The following is a 5,053-nucleotide window of genomic DNA, read 5'->3' as shown; positions in this document are numbered from 1 at the left end:
TTCTCTCCTTCCTCTTGAATACCTGTACCCTATTTTAAATTAAAAGGCTGTAACTCTTGCTGCCCTCGCCGGCTTTTACCCATTCTTCGCGAAAAGCAGGCAGCCCTTGCACTCCCTCTGTCCAGCTTTTGAGCAGCTTTGCCGCCGTATCCGCCAAAACTGGGCCAAGGGCAGCCAAGTACTCCCGATCCCGCTCGGTAAAGTCTTGCAAAGACTTGTTGTTATCCACGCCAAAGAGCAAGAAGGCCACGGCATGAAATCCCTTTTGCCCGCTTTCCAACTCGGCCACGGTCTCTGGAGTGAGGGGATCGCCGCTGTTGAGAACTTCCAGCACCTCCACCTCGTTCAGGGGCCATTCGTCCAAATCCGCATCCAGCCCCAAATAAGCCGCCGGCCCAAAGGCAAAAGCCTCGCTCTCCTCCCAAGTGATGCGGGCAACAGACCAAGCCTGGCGAGCCGCTTGCAAAGTCTGGGCATTGGGATCTTGCACGAAGGCCTGGATGGCCTGAGACAGGGCCTGGGTATCGGCGACCAACTGCTCATAGGCAGGGATCACCACCTGATCGGCAAAGTCGAGCAAAATCTGCCGATCCTGAAACCGCTGCTCAGGAGAGAGCACAACGGCTGGCCGGCGAGAGCCTGCCCCTTCTTCCCCACCCTCGCCGCCGCCATCCACCGGGATAGGCCGACACTCCGGGTTCATTTGAGCTGCCTGCTGAGGCGAAGCCTGGCTCAGGGCCGGTGGATCCCCGCCGCCCGCAGCCGAGGGATCCTTTTGGGTTTCCCCGCAAGCGGCCCCGCTGACCAGAACATAAAGCCCTATCCCCGTCCACAGCTTCAGATACCTCGACATCTCCTCCGACTCCTTTGCCCTCGACTTGGCCAACTTTGGCTTGATTGTAATCCAGCTATTGCGACTCAATCTTAAGAAGGGAGAGATTTTTATCACCGGCTGCCACCGGATCGCCCGGCTCGTCCCTCTGCGGGCCAGCTTCCATCTGCAGCTTCCCCAGGTGGGGCTATGGGCGGATACAAGTCCGACTCTTAACAAAACTTAACTCTAAAGACATTGATATTTGTTTGCAAGAAGCCTAGAGTAGGTCACAGCTCGCTGTTGAGATTTACTCTCAACAGTTGGTTACGTGTCTCGAAAGGATGTGTCCGTGCGGCCAGAGGCGGGCCTGGGGCAAGGTCTCTGGCCTTTTCCTAGAAAAGCTTGTTTAGAAACGCAAGAGGAGCGGAGATGACAGCGACGACACTCAAGCAAGAAGGGGGATCTAGCTCGCAACAACAGATCCCGTGGTGGGCGGGCAACGCCCGTTTGACCGATCTTTCTGGCCGGCTGCTGGGGGCGCATGTGGCCCATGCCGGGCTGATCGTTCTCTGGGCAGGGGCGATGACCCTGATCGAGTTGGCCAAGTTTGACCCCAGCCGACCGATGTATGAGCAGGGGCTGATTCTCTTGCCCCACCTGGCCAGCTTGGGGCTGGGGGTGGGATCCGGCGGGGAAGTCCTGGATACGGATATCTACTTTGCGGTGGGAGCGATCCACCTCATCAGCTCTGCCTTTTTGGGGTTTGGCGGCATTTTTCATGCCCTGCGCGGGCCGGCGGTGCTGGATCCCAAAGCCTTTCCCCTGTTTAGCTACGACTGGCAAGACAAAAACGAGATGACCACCATCCTAGGGATCCACCTGGTGCTGCTGGGATTGGGAGCCTGGCTTTTGGTGCTCAAGGCAGTGGTGTTTGGCGGCTTGTTCGACCCGGTGGCAGGAGAGGTGCGCCTGGTGTCTCCCAACTGGAACCCCTTTGGCCACCTGTTGGGCATAGAAGGGCGCCACTGGATCGCCGGGGTGGACACTTTAGAAGACGTGGTGGGCGGCCACCTCTGGCTGGGCTTGCTCCTGGTGGCAGGTGGGGTTTGGCATATCGCGACCAAGCCTTTTGCCTGGGCAGAACGGATTTTTATCTGGTCTGGGGAAGCTTATCTTTCCTACAGCTTGGGAGCTTTGGCCTTGATGGGATTTATTGCCGCCTATTTCGTTGCCGTTAACCCAGTGGTCTATCCCGAAGTTTTCTATGGGCCGCTGCTGCAGGTGGGCTTGGATCGCTATCCCTTCTTTGAGCAAGGGGGAGCTCTCACATCTAGGGTTTGGCTGGCCAATGCCCATTTTTGGCTGGCCTTTTTCTTCCTTCAGGGCCACCTGTTCCATGCCCTGAAAGCGCGAGGGTTCAATTTCCGTACCGGCAGAGTAGAACTTGCAGCGCAGCAGGCCTAACGGCAATCTAGCCATCTGATTTTGAGCTTTGCACTTGCAGTTTCGAGGTAGGAGCAATGGCAAAAGTAGGTCTATTTTTCGGCACTCAAACCGGAAATACCGAGAGAGCCGCTGAGATGATCCAAAAAGAGCTGGGCGAAGACAATGTAGATTTGATCAACATTGCCGAGGCCACGGTTGAGGACTTTGATAGGTACGACTACTTAATCATCGGCTGTCCAACTTGGAATATCGGGGAGCTGCAGGCCGATTGGAATGGGTTTTTCCCCTATTTGGATGAAATCGATTTTTCCGGTAAGACGGTAGCCTATTTTGGAGTTGGGGATCAGTTGGGCTATCCCGACAACTTTCAAGATGCCATGGGGATCCTGACCCAAAAAATTGCCGAGCGCGGCGGAAAAAACGTCGGCTCCTGGCCTACAGAAGGCTACGAGTTCAATGAGTCCAAGGGAGTGGTTAACGGCGAGTTTGTCGGCCTTGCTCTGGATGAAGACAATCAGCCGGAGCTGACGGAAAAACGAATTAAAGAGTGGACGGCCAAACTCAAAACACTCTTCAATCTGTAATCTCAAACTCGGCTTCTTAGCTTGTTGTGGATACTGTGGGAGTTTGTCATGACTGGCGCAGTTCTATCTTCATCGCCTACCTCTGCTGAGGGATCCCCTCAGGTGAGCTGGCTGGCGGGCAATGCTCGCTTGGTGAATCTGTCCGGAAAGCTGCTGGGGGCCCACGTGGCCCATGCGGGGTTGATCATGCTGTGGGCCGGCGGCATGACTTTGTTTGAGGTGGCCCACTGGGATCCGGCTCAGCCCATGGGCAGCCAGGGGCTGATCTTGCTGCCCCATTTGGCCACGTTGGGCATCGGCGTGAATGCAGAGGGGGTGGCCACGGATCCCTATCCCTTTTTTGTGGTGGGCGTTCTGCACCTGATTGCCTCGGCGGTGCTGGGGGCAGGAGGGATCTTCCACGCCCTTTTGGGGCCGGAGGTGCTGGCCAAGGGAGAAACCTTTGCCGAGTTTTTCGGCTACGACTGGGAAGACGACGACAAGATGACCACCATCCTGGGGATCCACCTGCTGCTGCTGGGGCTGGGGGCCTGGTTGCTGGTGGCCAAAGCGCTCTTCTGGGGAGGGCTGTACGATGCTCAACTGGGCCGCGTGCGCGTAGTTACGGATCCCACCCTCAATCCGCTGCGGATCTTTGCCTACCTGACGCCGCTCATGGGCCAGCAGGGCATGGCCGCCGTGAACAATCTGGAAGATCTGGTGGGAGGGCACATCTATGTCGGCCTGCTCTGTGTGCTGGGGGGATGGTGGCACATAGCCACACGGCCCTTTGCCTGGGCCAAGCAGGTGCTGATCTACTCGGGCGAAGCCTACCTCTCCTACAGCCTGGGGGCCCTGGCCTACATGGGCATCTTGGCGGCCTATTTTGTCAGCGTCAACGAGATCGCCTATCCGGTGGCTTTCTACGGGCCGCTGGGGCTGGCTGCCGACGAGATGGGTGTGGTGAGCAGCCGCACCTGGTTGGCCACAGCCCACTTTGTCTTGGGGATCCTGTTTTTGGCGGGGCACATCTGGCATGCCATCCGGGCGCGGGCGGCAGCCAGCGGCTTTGACTTCCAGCACGGGGGCTGGGTGCGAGCCACAGATCCGCAGGTGGGCAACTTGGACACGCCGGTAAACCGGGGCGATCTCACCCTGCTGCTGCTGCAAAACCTGCCCATCTACCGGGAGGGCCTCTCTCCTTTTTTGCGCGGCTTGGAGATCGGCATGGCTCATGGGTACTTCCTGGTGGGGCCGTTTTACAAGTTGAGTCCGCTGCGGAATTCGGAGCAGGCCCTGACGGCAGGGACGCTGGCGACCATCGGCCTGGTGCTGATCCTGACGGTTTGTCTCTCCATTTACGGACGGGTGTCCTTTCCTCGCTCGCGGCTGGTGGCAGTGGTCAATACCCCCTACGGCGAGGTGGCCTATCCGACGCCGGGCGTGCAACTGATGGCCGAATCGCAGGGATCCCCTCAGCCGGTGCGCGTGCCGGCAGGCTCTGAGGATTTGCCGGAAAACTTGCGCACCCGCGCCGGTTGGAGCCAGTTGGCCGGAGGGTTTCTGGTGGGCGGCGTTGGCGGTGCCCTGTTTGCCTACATGCTCCTGGGCAGCGGCGATGTGGTAGCCCAGATTTTGCCGGGGCTGTAAAGGAGGGTTGAGGCTTCTCAAAGCAGGGAGGGGAGATCCTCATCCCCTTCTCTCTGTCGAGATCTGGCTCTACCTTTTGCCTGCCGGCTTCTGGATCCGATAACCCTTTTTTATGAAGCTTTTGTCAGCCAGCAACTTTAATCTTTCGACCGTCGAAATGGGATGGCTAAAATGAGCTTAGGTTCCGCTTCTGCGCCTTCTTTTGAAGCACTTTATTTGGGCGTTTCTCCCAGTCTAAAGCTTTTCGATCGGCCTCTGTTGGGATCCCTGGGAAAATGTTTCCGTGTAGCCTACTGGGAGTATCACCAAACCCAGGATGAGCCCTGTAGTTTGGAGACAGTCGTGACGCTGCTATACGAATACCTAAAAGCTTGGGATCGACCGGTACATCTCATCGGCCACGGCTTGAGCGGGGTGGTTGCCTATCTTTTTGCCTACTATTACCCCCAGCGGATACGGTCTCTAACCCTGCTGGCTGTAGGCAGTCAGCCTGCCGCCACCTGGCATGCCCATTTCTACGTGCAACGAAAAATGTTTTGCTGTAGCCGAGAACAGCTCCTGGTGCGTATAGCTCAGAGCC

General features: G+C 57.6%; 5 protein-coding genes. 4 read left to right on the top strand and 1 reads right to left on the bottom strand.

From position 1 onward, the window contains the following. Window positions 1-34: 34 nt before the first annotated feature. Window positions 35-853 carry an imelysin family protein gene (locus NW848_RS11665; RefSeq protein WP_414402952.1) on the bottom strand — a complete coding sequence of 273 codons (819 nt, stop codon included), beginning with the start codon at window positions 851-853 and terminating at the stop codon, window positions 35-37. A 390-nt stretch (window positions 854-1,243) separates the two neighbouring features. Between NW848_RS11665 and NW848_RS11660 the strand changes: the two genes are divergently transcribed. From NW848_RS11660 to NW848_RS11645, 4 genes are all read left to right on the top strand, one after another. After that, entirely contained in the window at window positions 1,244-2,278 is a 1,035-nt protein-coding gene (locus NW848_RS11660) for a chlorophyll a/b binding light-harvesting protein (RefSeq protein ID WP_414511160.1), read from the top strand. 56 nt (window positions 2,279-2,334) lie between these two features. Then, a complete protein-coding gene (gene fldA / locus NW848_RS11655; protein WP_414402951.1) occupies window positions 2,335-2,844 on the top strand; it encodes a flavodoxin FldA in 510 nt (169 codons plus the stop codon). A 48-nt stretch (window positions 2,845-2,892) separates the two neighbouring features. Beyond that, entirely contained in the window at window positions 2,893-4,473 is a 1,581-nt protein-coding gene (locus tag NW848_RS11650) for a chlorophyll a/b binding light-harvesting protein (protein WP_011431392.1), read from the top strand. Window positions 4,474-4,815: 342 nt separating this feature from the next. After that, window positions 4,816-5,053: alpha/beta fold hydrolase (locus NW848_RS11645; protein WP_414511159.1), on the top strand; the 238-nt coding region annotated here is incomplete at its 3' end.

This window comes from Synechococcus sp. RC10A2, from assembly GCF_047502605.1.
Note: the sequence above shows the minus strand (reverse complement) of the source record. Positions and strands in the feature narration are given on the sequence as shown.

Coding starts and splice junctions, on each gene's coding strand:
- NW848_RS11665 (WP_414402952.1), bottom strand. CDS start 853: ATGTCGAGGTATCTGAAGCTGTGGACGGGGATAGGGCTTTATGTTCTG.
- fldA (WP_414402951.1), top strand. CDS start 2,335: ATGGCAAAAGTAGGTCTATTTTTCGGCACTCAAACCGGAAATACCGAG.
- NW848_RS11660 (WP_414511160.1), top strand. CDS start 1,244: ATGACAGCGACGACACTCAAGCAAGAAGGGGGATCTAGCTCGCAACAA.
- NW848_RS11650 (WP_011431392.1), top strand. CDS start 2,893: ATGACTGGCGCAGTTCTATCTTCATCGCCTACCTCTGCTGAGGGATCC.